The 15,075-nt window shown below is 68.1% G+C and carries 11 protein-coding genes; 8 read left to right on the top strand and 3 right to left on the bottom strand.

From position 1 onward, the window contains the following. Nucleotides 1-6: 6 nt before the first annotated feature. The 5 genes from amt to ACQY46_RS06115 all read left to right on the top strand — a co-directional run bounded on the left by amt (nt 7) and on the right by ACQY46_RS06115 (nt 9,417). On the top strand, nt 7-3,312 hold the full coding sequence (gene amt, locus ACQY46_RS06135) for an ammonium transporter (protein ID WP_428699385.1): 3,306 nt from the start codon (nt 7-9) through the stop codon (nt 3,310-3,312). 96 nt (nt 3,313-3,408) lie between these two features. Next, nucleotides 3,409-3,993, top strand: a complete 585-nt coding sequence (locus ACQY46_RS06130) for a TetR/AcrR family transcriptional regulator (RefSeq protein WP_428699384.1) — start codon at nt 3,409-3,411, stop codon at nt 3,991-3,993. Next, on the top strand, nt 3,990-5,156 hold the full coding sequence (locus ACQY46_RS06125; protein WP_428699383.1) for an efflux RND transporter periplasmic adaptor subunit: 1,167 nt from the start codon (nt 3,990-3,992) through the stop codon (nt 5,154-5,156). The genes ACQY46_RS06130 and ACQY46_RS06125 overlap by 4 nt, the downstream gene beginning before the upstream one ends. Before the next feature lie 119 nt (nt 5,157-5,275). After that, nucleotides 5,276-8,443, top strand: coding sequence for a multidrug efflux RND transporter permease subunit (locus ACQY46_RS06120; RefSeq protein ID WP_428699382.1), 3,168 nt, complete (start codon nt 5,276-5,278; stop codon nt 8,441-8,443). Nucleotides 8,444-8,793: 350 nt separating this feature from the next. Continuing rightward, nucleotides 8,794-9,417, top strand: coding sequence for a LysE family translocator (locus ACQY46_RS06115; RefSeq protein ID WP_428699381.1), 624 nt, complete (start codon nt 8,794-8,796; stop codon nt 9,415-9,417). On the opposite strand, the gene ACQY46_RS06110 is transcribed toward ACQY46_RS06115, so the two are convergent. The 3 genes from ACQY46_RS06110 to ACQY46_RS06100 all read right to left on the bottom strand — a co-directional run bounded on the left by ACQY46_RS06110 (nt 9,414) and on the right by ACQY46_RS06100 (nt 12,451). Then, nucleotides 9,414-10,898, bottom strand: a complete 1,485-nt coding sequence (locus ACQY46_RS06110) for a tripartite tricarboxylate transporter permease (RefSeq protein WP_428699380.1) — start codon at nt 10,896-10,898, stop codon at nt 9,414-9,416. The two genes, ACQY46_RS06115 and ACQY46_RS06110, sit on opposite strands and share 4 nt — an antisense overlap. 17 nt (nt 10,899-10,915) lie before the next feature. Beyond that, a complete protein-coding gene (locus ACQY46_RS06105) occupies nt 10,916-11,416 on the bottom strand; it encodes a tripartite tricarboxylate transporter TctB family protein (RefSeq protein WP_428699379.1) in 501 nt (166 codons plus the stop codon). A gap of 81 nt (nt 11,417-11,497) precedes the next feature. Beyond that, entirely contained in the window at nt 11,498-12,451 is a 954-nt protein-coding gene (locus tag ACQY46_RS06100) for a Bug family tripartite tricarboxylate transporter substrate binding protein (protein WP_428699378.1), read from the bottom strand. 208 nt (nt 12,452-12,659) lie between these two features. Between ACQY46_RS06100 and ACQY46_RS06095 the strand changes: the two genes are divergently transcribed. Genes ACQY46_RS06095 through ACQY46_RS06085 form a run of 3 tightly spaced genes read left to right on the top strand, consistent with a single transcriptional unit; the run spans nt 12,660 to nt 15,059 of the window. Further along, a complete protein-coding gene (locus tag ACQY46_RS06095) occupies nt 12,660-13,355 on the top strand; it encodes an RraA family protein (RefSeq protein ID WP_428699377.1) in 696 nt (231 codons plus the stop codon). Then, complete coding sequence (locus ACQY46_RS06090) at nt 13,352-14,329, top strand: NAD(P)-dependent oxidoreductase (protein WP_428699376.1); 978 nt, start codon at nt 13,352-13,354, stop codon at nt 14,327-14,329. Before ACQY46_RS06095 ends, ACQY46_RS06090 begins: the two co-directional genes overlap by 4 nt. 55 nt (nt 14,330-14,384) lie before the next feature. Next, entirely contained in the window at nt 14,385-15,059 is a 675-nt protein-coding gene (locus ACQY46_RS06085; RefSeq protein WP_428699375.1) for a GntR family transcriptional regulator, read from the top strand. Nucleotides 15,060-15,075 lie beyond the last annotated feature (16 nt).

Raw genomic sequence — 15,075 nt, 5'->3', positions numbered from 1 at the left:
CGGGACATGGCGGCATTGCAATCCGGGCATTGGAGACGCGTTTCGGCACTGGCGGTGCCGATGGCGGCCATGCCCGTGCCGGCCTTTGCATCCGGTCTTGCGGGCGAGCTGTTGTCGCTGCAGCGCACCCTCGATTTCGTCTGGATTCTCGTCGCCGCCGGGCTCGTCCTTTTGATGCAGGTCGGCTTCCTGCTGCTGGAAGCCGGCATGGTGCGCTCGAAGAATTCGATCAACGTCGCCCAGAAGAACCTGCTCGACTTCACCTTCTCGGTCGTGGTCTTCGCGCTTGTCGGCTTCATGTTCGCCTTCGGCGCGTCAAACGGCTTCATTGTCGGCTTCGACGCGAAACTGTTCATGCTCGGCGGGCTCGATGCCTGGGGCCTTGCCTTCTTCGTCTTCCAGGTGATGTTCTGCGGCACGGCGGCGACGATCGTGTCGGGCGCGGTGGCGGAGCGGATGCCGCTTGCCGCCTATGTGGTGTGTTCGGTGTTCATCGCCGGCCTCGTCTATCCCGCCTTCGTCCACTGGGCCTGGGGCACGGCGCTCAACGAGAATGCCGGCGCCTTCCTCGCCCATGCCGGCTTCATCGATTTCGCCGGATCCACCGTCGTGCACGGCACCGGCGCCTGGATCGCCCTCGCCGCCTGCATCGTCATCGGCCCGCGAATCGGCCGTTTCGATGCCGACGGCCGGCCGGTGCGCTTCAACGGCCACAGCCCGGTGCTGGCCACCGCCGGCGCGCTGCTGCTCTTCGTCGGCTGGATCGGCTTCAACGGCGGTTCGACGCTGGCCGCCTCCCCCGCCATCGCCCATGTGATCGCCAACACGGTGCTCGCCGCCGCCACCGGCGCCGCCGCCGGCTATGCCATCGGCTGGCACCACGAGGGCGTGCTGCTGCCGGAGAAGGCGTTTTCCGGCATGCTCGGCGGCCTCGTCGCCGTCACCGCCGGCTGCATGGTGCTCGATGCGCGCGGTGCCATGGCGATCGGCTTTGCCGGCGGCACCGCGGCGATCTACGGCATTTCCTTCCTTGAGCGCCGCCTGCGCATCGACGACGCGGTCGGCGCCATCGGCGTGCACGGTATCGCCGGCGTCGTCGGCACGCTCGGCCTTGCCCTGCTCGCGCCGGTGGAGAACCTCGCTTCCGGCGGGCGGCTGGCGCAGCTTGGCGTGCAGGCGGCGGGCGCCGCGCTCAACTTCGCCTGGGCCTTCGGTCTCGGCCTGGTCTTCTTCCTCGCCCTGAAGCGGGTGATGGCGGTGCGCGTTTCGGCCGAGGGCGAGGTGCGCGGCCTCAACGAGGCGGAGCACGGCACACGCATCGGCATCGGCCATGTCGAGGATGCTGTCGGCCGCCTTGTCGCGGGCAAGGCCGATCTCGACCTGCGCCTGCCGGTCGAGGCCGGCGACGAGGCGGAAGGCATGACGGTGCTTTTCAACGCGCTGATGGATTCCATCCAGAACGAGGAGCTGGCGCGCGACCGCCAGGAAGACGTGCGCCGCACGGCGGAGGAGGCGGAGCGCCTGACCGCGCTTGCCAATGCCACCTTCGAGGCAATCGTCATCTCCGTGCGCGGCACGATCATCGACGGCAACCACGCGCTGGAACAGCTGATGGGCCTGCCGCTTGCCGAGTTGAAGTCCCGCAACATGCTCGACTTCATCGATCCGGACGACCGGGCCCGCGTCGCCGTCCAGCTTTCGGAAGCCGAAAGCGGACCCTACGAGCTCAATGTCATCCATTCCGACGGAGACCGGATCCCGGTCGAGGTTCGCGCCCGGGAGATCCTCTATCGCGGCGAGCGGACCCGGGTCTCGGCCATTGTCGACCTGCGCGACCGCAAGAAGGCGGAGCGGCATATCCGACACCTGGCCCAGCACGACCCCTTGACCGACCTGCCCAACCGCGCGGTCTTCGCCGACCGGCTGACAGGCGTGCTCGATGCGGCCAGGGCCAGCGACAGCGCCGCGGCCGTGTTGATGATCGACCTCGACCGGTTCAAGGAAATCAACGACGTTCACGGCCATCTGGCCGGCGACCAGGTGATCCGCGCCACGGCCGACAGGCTCAAGGCACTGGTGCCGGCCAGCGACACCGTCTCGCGGCTGGGCGGCGACGAGTTCGCCATCATCCAGCACCAGATCGCCTTCGCCAACCAGGCGGCCGATCTCGCCCACCGGCTGGTCCATGCGCTGTCGCAGCCGATCGACTGCGGCAACGGCGTGATACTGCGCACCGGCGCCAGCATCGGCATCGCGGTCAGTCCGCTGCATGGCGAGGATTCGGAGCTGATCGTGTCGCGGGCCGACACCGCGCTCTACAAGGCCAAGAGCCAGGGGCGCAACACCTATTGCGTCTTCGAGGAAGGCATGGATGCGGTGCTGCGCAAGCGCCGCCTGCTGGAGGCCGACCTCGTCAAGGCGATCGAGAACGACGAGTTCGAGCTCTACCTGCAGCCGCGCCTTTGCATCGCCTCGCAGGCGATCGGCAGCTACGAGGCGCTGATCCGCTGGCACCATCCGGAGAAGGGGCTGATCAGCCCGAGCGACTTCATCCCCGTCGCCGAACAGTCGGGCCGCATCATCGCCATCGGCGAATGGGTGCTCCGGCGCGCCTGCGAGATCGCCCGGCGGCAACCGGAGATCCCCCGCATCTCGATCAATGTCAGTCCGCTGCAGTTCCGCGAGAAGCACTTCCTGGAGACGGTGCGCGAGGTGCTGGAGGCGACCGGCCTGCAGGCCAGCCGGCTGGAGGTCGAGGTCACCGAGAACGTGCTGATCGACGACGACCGCCGGGCGCTGCAGATCCTCAAGGCGCTGAAGGCGCTCGGCGTGCGTGTCGCGCTCGACGATTTCGGCACCGGCTATTCCTCGCTCGGCTATCTGTCGCGCTTCCCCTTCGACGTGATCAAGATCGACCGCTCCTTCGTCAAGGCGATGCGCCAGACGGCGAGCGCCCGTCCCATTGTCGAAACGATCGTGCGGCTCGGCGCCGCGCTCGGCATGAGCGTGGTCGCGGAAGGGGTCGAGGACGCCAGCGACCTGCGGGTGCTGGCGGAGGAGGGGTGCAACGAGATCCAGGGCTATTTCGTCGGCCGGCCGACACCGCTCGACACCTTGCAGACCGAACTCAACGAGGAAACGCGGGCGCTGCTGCGCGACCTCCACGGGTCTGCCGTGCCGCCCGCCGAGAGCACCGACCGCGCCGTCGCGGCGCTGCGCAGCACCGCCGGGCGGATGCGCGATCCGGACGCCAAGGCGGGCCGCCTGCGCGGCCTGCGCATGCGCTCCGGCCGGTTGCGCCGCGGCAAATAGGGCCTCTCCCGGTTTATTTTGCACTGCAAAAAAACGTTGCGCCGGCGGCGTGGCGATATATATAACCATTCGGTCGGAAAAAATCTCTGGATCCGGATGGGACGCAAACGCACCATAGAACCCGATGCGGTTCTCGATGCTGCCGAGCAGGTCGTGATGCGCGATGGCGCGGCGCGGCTGACGCTCGATGCGGTCGCCTGTGCCGCCGGCATCAGCAAGGCCAGCGTCCTTTACGACTACAAGAACAAGCAGGCCCTGATCCGGGCGGTGGTCGAACGACGGCTGGCCGCGCACCGGGCCTGCGAACGGGACGCGGCGGACGAACTCGGCAATGTGGCGGATGCCGCGATCCGGGCGCGCATTTCCGTCGCCTCCCATTCCCTGACCGACGAGGACCGCGCCGTGGCGCTCGGCCTTCTCGCATCGCTCGCCCAGGAGGCGGAGTTGCGCGAGCCGATCGCCCGTGCCTATCGCGAGCGCCTCGCCGAGGTCGAGGAGACGTCGCGCCATCCGCGCGCCGCGCTGCTCGCCTTTCTTGCCCTTGAGGGACTCATGTCCCTGGAGTGGCTTGGCCTGCACACCTGGGCGCCCGACGAGCGCGCCCGCCTGATTTCGGAGATCGGCTGGCTGGTGGACCAGAACCCAGAGCCCGCCCGTCTCCCCGAAAGGTCGACGACATGAACCGGAAACTGATCGCCGTAGTCCTGAGCGCTGCCCTTCTGGCAGGCTGCAACGAAGTCTCCAGCAAGAGCGAGGCGGGGGGCGCCAAGGCGCCGCCGCCCACCGGGGTGAGCTTCGTCGAGGTCAAGGCCGAAACGATCCCGATCACCAACGAACTGCCCGGCCGCATCGCGCCGACGCGGATCGCCGAGGTGCGCCCGCGCGTCTCCGGCATCCTGGTCGAGCGGGTCTTCGAGCAGGGCTCGGTGGTCAAGGAAGGCGACGTGCTCTACCGCATCGACCCGCGGACCTTCCGCGTCGAGGTGGCGCGCGCCAAGGCGACCCTGCAGCGCGCCGAGGCGGCCCGGCTGCAGGCCAGCCAGCAGGCCGACCGGCAGAAGGAACTGCGCGACCGCAAGGTGAGCAGCGTCCAGGCCTTCGACAATGCCACCTCGCAGCTCGCCCAGGCCAACGCGGATGTCGCCCTGGCCCGTGCCGGCCTCGACGCGGCCGAGCTGAACCTGCAGTTCTCGGAAGTTCGCGCCCCGATCTCGGGACGCATCGGACGGGCGCAGCTGACCGAGGGTGCGCTGGTCGATCCCTCCAGCAGCGTGCTGGCGACCATCCAGCAGCTCGACCCGGTCTATGCCGACTTCACCCAGTCGGCCAACCAGTTGCTGCGCCTGCGCCGCTCGCTCGATGTCGGCGCGCTGAACGGGCCCGGCTCCGGCGAGGCCTCCGTTCGCCTGCTGCTCGATGACGGCCAGCAGTATCCGCATCCCGGCCGCCTGCTCTTCTCCGAGGCCGCGGTCGATGCCACAACCGGCCAGATCACCCTGCGCGGCGAGTTCCCCAACCCGGACGGCGACCTGTTGCCGGGCATGTATGTCCGCGTCCTGATCGAACAGGGCGAGGAGGAGAACGCCGTCGCCGTGCCGCAGCAGGCGGTGCAGCGCAATGCCGGCGGCCAGGCCCAGGTCTATCTGGTCGGCGCCGACGACAAGGCGGAGCTGCGCTCGGTCGAAACGGGCCGCGTCGTCGGCTCGCGCTGGGTCATCACCAAGGGGCTCGAAGCCGGCGACAAGGTGATCGTCGAGGGCTTCCAGAAGCTGCGACCCGGTGCGCCGCTCGCCGCCACCCCCTGGGCCGCCGAGGCCAAGACCGCGGAACTCTCCGCAAAGTGAACCCCGGAAGGCTCCGGGCCGCGCCTGCGCGCGGACCGGAGCCTTTCGCCATGACACAAAGGACCGGATGACGGCGCCACGCCGCCGCCTCCCCTCCCGGTCCAGCAGGATGTGATCGCATGCCGTCCTTTTTCATCGACCGGCCGGTCTTTGCCTGGGTCATCGCCATCTTCATCACGCTTGCCGGCGTGATCGCGATCCCCTTCATGCCGGTTGCCCAGTACCCGACCGTCGCCCCGCCGCAGATTTCGGTGCAGACCAATTATCCGGGCGTCTCGCCCGAGGACGCCTATCTGAGTGTCACCCGGCCGATCGAGGAGGAGCTCAACGGCGTCGACGGGCTGATCTATTTCGAATCCACCTCCGAAAGCTCGGGACGGATCGCGATCACCGCGACCTTCGCCCCCGGCACCGAGATCTCGCAGGCCGCCGTCGACGTGCAGAACTCGATCCGCCGCGTCGAGCCGCGCCTGCCGCGCACCGTCACCCAGCAGGGCATCCGCATCGAGCAGGCCGGCGCCGGCTTCCTGATGGTCGTCTCCGTCACCTCCACCGACGGGTCCCTCGACGTGATCGGTCTCGGCGACTACCTGAGCCGCAACGTGCTCGGCGAGATCCGCCGCATCGACGGCGTCGGCAGTGCCCAGATGTTCGCCAGCCAGCGCTCGATGCGCATCTGGATGGACCCGGACAAGATGCTCGGCCTCAACCTGACGGCCAGCGACGTGATCGCCGCAATCCAGGCGCAGAACGCCCAGGTCGCGGCCGGGCGCATCGGCGCCCAGCCCAACCCGGTCACCCAGCAGATTTCCGCCACCGTTCTGGTCAAGGGCCAGCTGACCTCGGCCGAGGAATTCGGCTCCATCGTGCTGCGCGCCAATCCGGACGGCTCGACCGTGCGGCTTTCCGACGTCGCCCGGGTCGAGATCGGCGGCGAAAGCTACAATTTCTCCACCCGCCTGAACGGCCAGCCGAGCGCGGCCATCGGCGTGCAGCTGTCCTCCACCGGCAACGCCATGGCGACGTCGGCGGCGGTGCGCGCCAAGATGGAGGAGCTCGGCCAGTTCTTCCCCGAAGGCATCGCCTATGAAATCCCCTACGACACCTCGCCCTTCGTCGAGGCGTCGATCGAGAAGGTGATCCACACGCTGCTCGAGGCGGTCGGTCTCGTCTTCGTGGTGATGTTCCTGTTCCTGCAGAGCTTCCGCTACACGGTCATTCCGACGCTGGTGGTGCCGGTCGCCCTGCTCGGCACCTGCGCGGTGATGCTTGCCGCCGGGTTCTCGATCAACGTGCTGACCATGTTCGCCATGGTGCTCGCCATCGGCATCCTCGTCGACGACGCCATCGTGGTGGTCGAGAATGTCGAGCGCATCATGGCCGAGGAAGGCCTGTCGCCGCGCGCCGCCACCCGCAAGGCGATGTCGCAGATCTCCGGCGCCATCATCGGCATCACCCTGGTGCTGACGGCCGTGTTCATTCCGATGGCCTTCTTTCCCGGCGCCGTCGGCATCATCTACCAGCAGTTCAGCCTGACCATGGTCGTGTCGATCCTGTTCTCCGGCTTCCTGGCGCTGTCCTTCACGCCGGCGCTCTGCGCCAGCATGCTGAAGCCGATCCCGCAGGGACATCACGAGAAGAAGGGCTTCTTCGGCTGGTTCAACCGCGGTTTCAACCGCACGACGAAGGGCTACAGCTCCACCGTCGGCTGGCTGTCGCGCCGCGCCGGGCGGATGATGATCATCTATCTCGCCCTGCTTGTCGGCCTCGGCTGGGCCTTCACCCGCCTGCCCTCCTCCTTCCTTCCGAACGAGGACCAGGGCTACCTGCTGGTCAACATCCAGGCCCCGCCCGAGGCCAGCGCCAACCGGACGCTGGAAGTGATCCAGCATGTCGAGGAGATTTTCGGCAAGGAAAGCGCCGTCTCGCGCATTGTCGGCATTCTCGGCTTCTCCTTCTCCGGCACCGGCCAGAACGCGGGCCTTGCCTTCGTCACGCTGAAGGACTGGTCCGAGCGCGGGCCGCAGGATTCGGCGGCTGCCATCGCCGGTCGCGGCAATGGCCAGCTGTTCGGGCTGAAGGACGCGATTTCCTTCGCCCTCTCGCCGCCGGCGATCCAGGGCCTTGGCACCTCGAACGGCTTCTCCTTCCGCCTCCAGGATCGCGGCGGCCGGGGCACCGAGGCGCTCGGCGCCGCCCGCGACCAGTTGATGGGTGCGGCCGGCCAGAGCCCGGTCATCGCCGGGTTGCGCATCGACGGCCTGCCCGACGCGGCGCAGGTCAATCTCGAGATCGACCGCGAGAAGGCCAATGCCTTCGGCGTCGCCTTCGCCTCCATCAACGCCACCATCTCGGCGCATCTGGGGTCGAGCTATGTCAACGACTTCCCCAATTCCGGGCGCATGCAGCGGGTCACCGTGCAGGCCGGCGAGGACGCCCGCATGCAGACCGACGACCTGCTGAAGCTGACGGTGCGCAACGCCAATGGCGGCATGGTGCCCCTGTCGGCCTTCGCCACGGTCAGCTGGGTCAAGGGGCCCTCGCAGATCGTCGGCTACAACGGCTATCCCTCGATCCGCATCTCCGGCCAGGCGGCGCCGGGCTATTCCTCCGGCGAGGCGATCGCCGAAATGGAGCGGATCGCCGCCTCGCTCCCCGCCGGCTTCGGCTACGAGTGGACCGGCCAGTCGCTGCAGGAGATCCAGTCCGGTTCGCAGGCACCGTTCCTGATCGGGCTGAGCATCCTGTTCGTCTTCCTGCTGCTCGCCGCCCTTTATGAAAGCTGGTCGATCCCCTTCGCCGTGATGCTGGTGGTGCCGCTCGGCGTCATCGGTTCGGTGATCGCGGTCACCCTGCGGGGCATGCCGAACGACGTCTATTTCACGGTCGGCCTGATCGCCATCGTGGGGCTTTCGGCCAAGAACGCCATCCTCATCATCGAGTTCGCCAAGGACCTGATGGCGGAAGGGCGGACCATGTTCGAGGCCACCGTCGAGGCGGCGCATCTGCGCTTCCGGCCGATCCTGATGACGTCGCTCGCCTTCACCCTCGGCGTGACACCGCTGGCCATCGCCACGGGCGCCAGCGCCGGCAGCCAGAACGCCATCGGAACCGGCGTGATGGGCGGCATGATCTCGGGCACGGTGCTGGCGATCTTCTTCGTGCCGGTGTTCTACGTCTTCGTCATGCGGCTGTTCGCCCGCATCCCGGTCGACGGCAAGCTGAAGCCGCGCATCGACGAGGACCATCCGGCGCCCGCCGCGGCGGACAAGACCCCGGCCGAATAGACGCTCCTCACGGACCCGCCGACCCGGCGGGGACAGGTCGCGACGGCCGCCGGGGATAACCTCCGGCGGCCGTCGCCGTTTCAAGCCGGAAAGCCGGCCTGACGTCATCCGCCTGCAGCGTGCAATTTCGAAAATAAATGAATCAATTTTTCGAAAATCCTGCGCAAGAATTGTCCGGGCTTGTCAAAATCCGGCTCGTCCGGTGCAAAATTCAGGCCCGGCCGGGCCTTTCGCCGGGCAGCGTCCGGCGGCTCTGAAATCCGCTTCCTATCCGGCCCGGGCCGCGTTAGCGTGGCGGCCGGCCAGTCATATCGGCACGACGGTCGCGCGGTCCGTTCCGGGAGGGATCCATGAGCATCGAACTCTGGCTTGTCTTCGTGCTTGCCGCCGTTGCCCTGTCGCTGACGCCGGGGCCGAACGGACTGCTCTGCCTCGATCACGGCGTTCGTTACGGGCTTGGCCGCAGCATCTTCACCGCGCTCGGCGCGGTGGCCGGGATGAGCCTTTTGATCGGTGCCTCGCTTGCGGGCCTGGGCGCCGTCATGCAGACCTCGGAGCTGCTGTTCACGGTGGTCAAATGGGCAGGTGCGGCCTATCTCGTGTGGCTCGGCATCCGGCTGTGGCGGGCACCGGGCTTTTCCGCCGCCGTCGACAGCGCCGCGACCGCGGCCCGTCCGATCTCCCGGCGCCGCGCCTTCGCGCAAGGGCTTCTGGTCGCCGTCTCCAACCCCAAGGCCTTGATCTTCTTCGCGACTTTCCTGCCGCAATTCATGCAGCCGGGCCAGTCGCTGTGGCTGCAATTCGTCATCTTCGCCGGCACCTACGGGGCCATCGAGTTCGCCTATGAGGTGGTTCTGGCCGGCGCTGCCGGCCGGCTCGCGCCCTGGCTGGAGCGCTGGGGCCGGGTCTTCAACCGGATCACCGGCGGCGCCTTTGTCGGGGTCGGGGCGATGGTCGCCGCGACGCAGCGCTAGAGCGCCTTTCGCAACCGCCTGACCAGCGGCAGGCCGACCGCCAGGGCGATCGCGGCGACAAATCCCATCGAGATCGGGCTTGCGACCAACGCGGCCGGATCATTGCCCCCGATCATCATCGACAGGCGGAAGTTGCGCTCGGCATATTCGCCGAGGATCAGGCCGAGCACGGCCGGGGCGAGCGGTATCTGCTGGCGTTCCATGACATACCCGATGAAGCCGAAGCCGAACATCAGCGCCACGTCGAACATGCTGCCATTGATGGCGAAAGTGCCCACGACGGTCATGCCCAGGATGATCGGGGCGAGCACCGGACGCGGGATTTCCAGCAGCCTTGCGAAGGTGCGCGTCGCGATCGCCCCGCCCAGGAAGACCAGCAGCAGCGACGACACGAACATCTGGATCATGAAGCCGTAGACCACCGTCGGATGGCTGCGGAACAGCTCCGGCCCGGGCTGCAATCCATGCACCAGAAGCGCGCCGAGAATGACCGCCGTCACCGAACTGCCCGGGATGCCGAGCGTCAGCGCCGGGATGAGGGCTGCCGCGTTGTCGGCATTGTTGCCGCATTCGGCGGCGGCAACGCCGGCCGGCTCGCCGCGCCCGAAGGCATCGGGATCGCGCGAGGTCCGGCGCACCTCGTTGTAGCTCAGGAAGGCCGCCATCGAGCCGCCGGCACCGGGCAGGATGCCGACGAAAATGCCGATCACCGAGGCGCGCAGCCAGACCAGCCAGAAGGCGGCAAGGTCGCGCCAGCGGGTCAGCAAACCGCCCCGCTCGATCCGCACCCGGGTCGCCGCCTCGTTGCCCGGACCGTCGAGCAGCAGGCCGATCATCGGCGGGATCGCGTAAAGTCCGACCAGCATGACGACGACGTTCAGTCCGTCAAGAAGCTCCAGCCGGCCGAACGTGTAGCGGTCGACACCGGTGATGACATCGGTGCCGACCAGCGAGACCACCACGCCGAACAGCGCGCTGATCAATCCCTTCACGGGCTGCTCGCCGACCAGGAAGACGATCGCCGTCAGGCCGAAGACCGCCACCCAGAAGACCTCCGCCGGACCGAAGGCCAGGGTGATGTAGGAGAGCGGCGGGGCGATGGTCATCAGCGCGATGGCGCTCGCCATGCCGCCGACGGCGGAGGAGACGCAGGCGATCTGCAACGCCCATCCGGCCTGACCCTTCTGCGCCATCGGGTAGCCATCGAAAGTGGTCGCGACCGCCGCCGGGGTTCCCGGGATGCGCAACAGCACGGCCGGGATGGACCCGCCATACATGGCGCCGTTGTAGATGCCGGCGATCATGCCGAGCGCGGCGAGCGGCTCCATGAAGAAGGTCAGCGGGATCAGCACCGAGATCGCCATGGTGGCGCTCAGGCCCGGCAACGCGCCGATGGCGATGCCGCCGATGACGCCGGCGATCATGGCAATGAAGTTGGTCAGCCGGAAGATTTCGAGAAACGCGTCGAAAAGGACATCCATGGGTTAACTCCGGCGTTTCACTTCAGCCACGGGGCGAGGAGCAACCCGTTGGGCAGCGGACGGTCGAACAGGCCGGTGAAGACCAGCAGGATCAGCGCCACGAAGACTGTGCCGGCGAGCAGTGCCACCGGCCAGCGCCGAAAGCCGAACAACGCCGACAGGCCGATGGTGACGAGCACCGTCGCCAGCGGGAAGCCGATCAGTATGACACCGGCGAAATAGGCGGGGATCGACAGCCAGATCTTCAGGAATCCCAGCGGCTGCGGCAGGAATTGGGCTTGTCCCTCCTCGCCAAGACGGCGCAGGCCCTGGACGGCGTTCGCAAGGCCGAGCGCGCAGAGCAACCCGGCGACGATCCGCGGAAAGATCCCGGCCGAGGCCGACCAGCTGAATGTCAGTGCAAACAGCAGCGCGGCCAGCGCGGCAACGAAAAGACCGAGCGCGATATCGGCCCGCGCGCTTGGCAGTGCCTTGCCGGCACGCGGCATTTCAGGCTGGGCGTTCGATCCGGCGCTCATGTGCCTCGTCTCCCTCGTCTGCAACGGGCCCTCCGGCCGGCACGACAGGATGCCGGCCGGAGGGAGCCTCATGATGACAGCTTACTGCCAGGGGGTTTCGTTCCAGACACGCTGTGCCACAGCCGACTGCTCGGCGGCCAGCGCGCGATAGGCATCGCCGGTGACGACCTCGAGCGGGAAGCCTTGCGCCTCGCGCAGGGCCAGAAACGCCGGATCCTCGGCCATCGCGTCGAAGGCGGCGACGAGCTTCGCCTCGACCTCTTCCGGCAGGCCGGCCGGCGCGGCAAGGCCCCGGATCGAGGCGATCTGCACGTCGAAGCCCTGCTCCAGCGCCGTCGGCGCGTCGGCGGCAAGCGGCGAGCGTGCCTTGGAGTAGACAGCCAGGATGCGGACCTGATCGGCGAACTCGGACACTTCGCTCAGATTGACGCCGCCAAGCGCGACATGACCGCCAAGCAGTGCCGCACGGGCCGGAGCCGCACCGCCGAACGGCACCACGGCAAGATCGGCCCCGGCCGCCGCTTCCAGCTGCACGGCCGCGAAATGATCCTCGCCGCCGAGACCGCCGATCGCATAGGTGATCGCGCCCGGCGCCTTTTTCGCTGCCTCGATCACGTCATTCAGCGATGTGTAGGGCGAATCGGCGCGCACGATCATCACGCTGGGGTCGCGCATGACCGTGCCGATGAAGGTGAAGCTGTCGAGGGTGAAGTCGGGCTCGCGGTCGTAGAGCTTGGCCACCATCGAAGGCAGGTTCATCGTGCCCAGCGTGTATCCGTCCGGCGCCGCGGCCGCGAGTTCGGTCCAGCCGATCTGTCCGCCCGCGCCGGGCCTGTTGACGATCGAGACCTCGACCCCCTCGCCCAGATGACGGGCCAGGATCGGCGCCACCGTGCGCGCCATAACATCCGTGCCGCCGCCGGGATTGAAGCCGACGATCACCTGGATGTTGTCCGCCGGGTAGGCGTCCTGCGCAAGTGCCGGTGCCGCCGTCCCGAGAGCGATGACCGCCATGGCCAGTGTATTCCGAAGCATCCGCTTTCCTCCCTTTGGAATGCAATTTTGATTTATATTCGCATTCTGTATTCTTGACTTTTGCCGCCGTCAAGGAGAAACAACGGCATGTTCGCGCTTCAAGACAGACAAAATTCCAGGAATTATGCCATTTACCGCCTCAAGCCGGAGACTCTCGATGCCTGACACAAAAGTATGCAATGATCCGCTAAATGCGGATATTGTCGACATGACCGGAGTCCCCGGATTTTGCGTGGCACCGCATGGCGCGACGGCGGACCGCGCCACCATCGCGGCGCTCGGCGAGGTGCCGGTGGCCGCGCTCGGCGACGTCCTGGGGCGGCGCGGGATCATGGATGCCGGCATCAAGCCGCTGTCGGACATGACCCGCATCGCCGGCCCGGCGCTGACCGTGGAGACCCGGCCGGGCGACAATCTGATGCTGCACGCGGCGCTGAAGATCGCCCGCCCGGGCGACATCCTGGTGGTCAACGGCCACGGATATGCCGAGGCGGCCGTCTGGGGCATGCTGATGACCCATACGGCCATCGCCGTCCAGCTCGGCGGCCTGATCATCGACGGCGCCCTGCGCGACAGGCAGGAGATCGTCGCCTCGGGCTTTGCCGCCTACACGCGCTGGATCTGTGCCGCCGGGCCGCACAAGGACGGTCCCGGCCAGGTCAACCTGCCGGTCGCCTGCGGCGGGGTCGCGGTGCGCTCGGGCGACGTGATCGTCGGCGACGCGGACGGGATCGTCGTCATCGCCGCCGAAGATGCCGGGTTCGCGCTGCACAAGGGCCGGGCGAAGGTGGCGGCCGAAGACCGGCGCGCCCGCGAGATCAACGAGGATGGCGTGCTGCACCAGGGCTGGCTGATCCCGACGCTCTCGAAAATGGGCCTCTTCGGCACGGACGGCGCGCAATGAGACCGGCGGGCACGGTGCTGATCACCACACCGGAACTCGCCGGAGCGGCCGACGCCCTGCTGAAGGAGGCGGGCCTGCGGCCATTCTACGTGCCGAAAGGTACCACCGGACAGGACCTGCCGGACCTTGCCCGCGCGGCGCAGGCCGGGCACGGGCCGGTCGTCGCCGTCATTTCCCGCAGCCTGCGCCTCGGCAGCGACATCATCGGGGCGCTTCCCGACCTGCGGATCATCTCCAAGCACGGGGCCGGTGTCGACAATATCGACACGCTCGCCGCGGCGGCGGCAGGCATATGCGTCACCCGGACGAGCGGTTCCAATGCCCGTTCGGTGGCCGAACACGCGCTGGCGCTGATCCTCGCCGCCGCGCGGCACCTGGTGCCACTGGCCACATCGACGGCCGCCGGCGACTGGGAGCGCGCCCGCTGGCGCGGCGAACAGCTGGGCGGCAAGGTGCTCGGACTGGTCGGGTTCGGCCAGATCGGCCGGGAACTCGCCGCCATGGGCCGGGTCGTCTGCGGCACGGTGCTGGTTCACGATCCCTTCGCGGACGCGGACGGTATCCGCGCCGCCGGAGCGGAACCGGTGACGCTCGCGACGTTGCGCGCCCGCGCCGACATCGTCAGCCTGCATTGCCCGCTGACGGAGGAAACCCGCTCGCTGGTCGACGCGCCGTTCCTGGCGGCGATGCGGCCCGGCGCCATGCTGGTCAACACCGCACGCGGCGAGATCGTCGACGAGGCCGCCCTGCTCGCCGCGCTCGAAAGCGGACACATCTCGGCGGCGGGCCTCGATTCCCTGTGCGACGAGACGCCGGGACACAGCGCCCTGCGCCACCATCCGCGCGCGGTGATCACCCCCCATGTCGGCGGCTCCACCCGCCAGGCGATGGAGATCGTCGCCGAGCGCGCCGCCGGAACGATCGTCGACTTCCTGGCGGGAAAGCCGGTCAGGCCGGCCGATCGCGTATGTTGATCTTGCCCGTCCGGCGATCACCGACTAAGCAATCGGAATGAGCGAGCCCAGCGCCATGAAACCACGTACGGACCATGAGCCGGGCCAGGCCCGCTCGGCGCTGGCCTATGATCTTGTGCGCAGGCGCATCGCCGAAGGGCTGCTGCGGCCGGGAGAGCATGTCGGCGAAAGCGAAATGGCGCAGGCCCTCGGCCTGAGCCGCACGCCGGTGCGCGAGGCCATGAAGCTGCTTCAGGCCGAAGGGCTGCTGGAGGCTTCGCCCGGGCGCGGCCATACGGTGGCGATGCTGTCCAGGGAGCAGGCCTCGCAGCTGTTCTACATGCGCGAGGCGATCGAGGGCATGGCGGCACGGCTGGCCGCCACCCATGCCAACGCCGCACAGATCGAGGCGATGGCGGCGGCGCTGCGGGAGGAAGGCGCCCTGCCGGAGAGCGAGCCGGACGCATTGCTGGCGGTCAACGACCGGTTTCACAAGGTGATCCACGACGCGGCCTGCAACCGCTACGTCCTGCAGGCGATGCAGGTCTACGACACCGGCATGATCATCCTGCGGCTGATGACGCGGGTGCGCTTCACCCCGTCCGCCAACGCGCATGAACACCATGTCGCCGTGTTCCAGGCGATCGAGCGCGAGGACCCGGTCGCGGCCGAAGCGGCGATGCGCCAGCATATCCGCGCCTCCCGGCGCAAGCGGCTGGCCCTTCTGAACGGGTCCGACTGGTCCGCCTGAGTACGGGCAGCACAGC

The sequence above is a fragment of the Stappia sp. genome (genome assembly GCF_965276915.1).
Lineage (GTDB): Bacteria > Pseudomonadota > Alphaproteobacteria > Rhizobiales > Stappiaceae > Stappia.
The sequence above is the reverse complement of the archived record's forward strand: the minus strand, read 5'-3'. Positions and strand labels throughout refer to the sequence as shown.

Excerpts from the sequence above, each read along its gene's own strand:
- amt (WP_428699385.1), top strand. The coding sequence starts at position 7 with ATGGCGGCATTGCAATCCGGGCATTGGAGACGCGTTTCGGCACTGGCG.
- ACQY46_RS06130 (WP_428699384.1), top strand. The coding sequence starts at position 3,409 with ATGGGACGCAAACGCACCATAGAACCCGATGCGGTTCTCGATGCTGCC.
- ACQY46_RS06125 (WP_428699383.1), top strand. The coding sequence starts at position 3,990 with ATGAACCGGAAACTGATCGCCGTAGTCCTGAGCGCTGCCCTTCTGGCA.
- ACQY46_RS06120 (WP_428699382.1), top strand. The coding sequence starts at position 5,276 with ATGCCGTCCTTTTTCATCGACCGGCCGGTCTTTGCCTGGGTCATCGCC.
- ACQY46_RS06115 (WP_428699381.1), top strand. The coding sequence starts at position 8,794 with ATGAGCATCGAACTCTGGCTTGTCTTCGTGCTTGCCGCCGTTGCCCTG.
- ACQY46_RS06110 (WP_428699380.1), bottom strand. The coding sequence starts at position 10,898 with ATGGATGTCCTTTTCGACGCGTTTCTCGAAATCTTCCGGCTGACCAAC.
- ACQY46_RS06105 (WP_428699379.1), bottom strand. The coding sequence starts at position 11,416 with ATGAGCGCCGGATCGAACGCCCAGCCTGAAATGCCGCGTGCCGGCAAG.
- ACQY46_RS06100 (WP_428699378.1), bottom strand. The coding sequence starts at position 12,451 with ATGCTTCGGAATACACTGGCCATGGCGGTCATCGCTCTCGGGACGGCG.
- ACQY46_RS06095 (WP_428699377.1), top strand. The coding sequence starts at position 12,660 with ATGACCGGAGTCCCCGGATTTTGCGTGGCACCGCATGGCGCGACGGCG.
- ACQY46_RS06090 (WP_428699376.1), top strand. The coding sequence starts at position 13,352 with ATGAGACCGGCGGGCACGGTGCTGATCACCACACCGGAACTCGCCGGA.
- ACQY46_RS06085 (WP_428699375.1), top strand. The coding sequence starts at position 14,385 with ATGAAACCACGTACGGACCATGAGCCGGGCCAGGCCCGCTCGGCGCTG.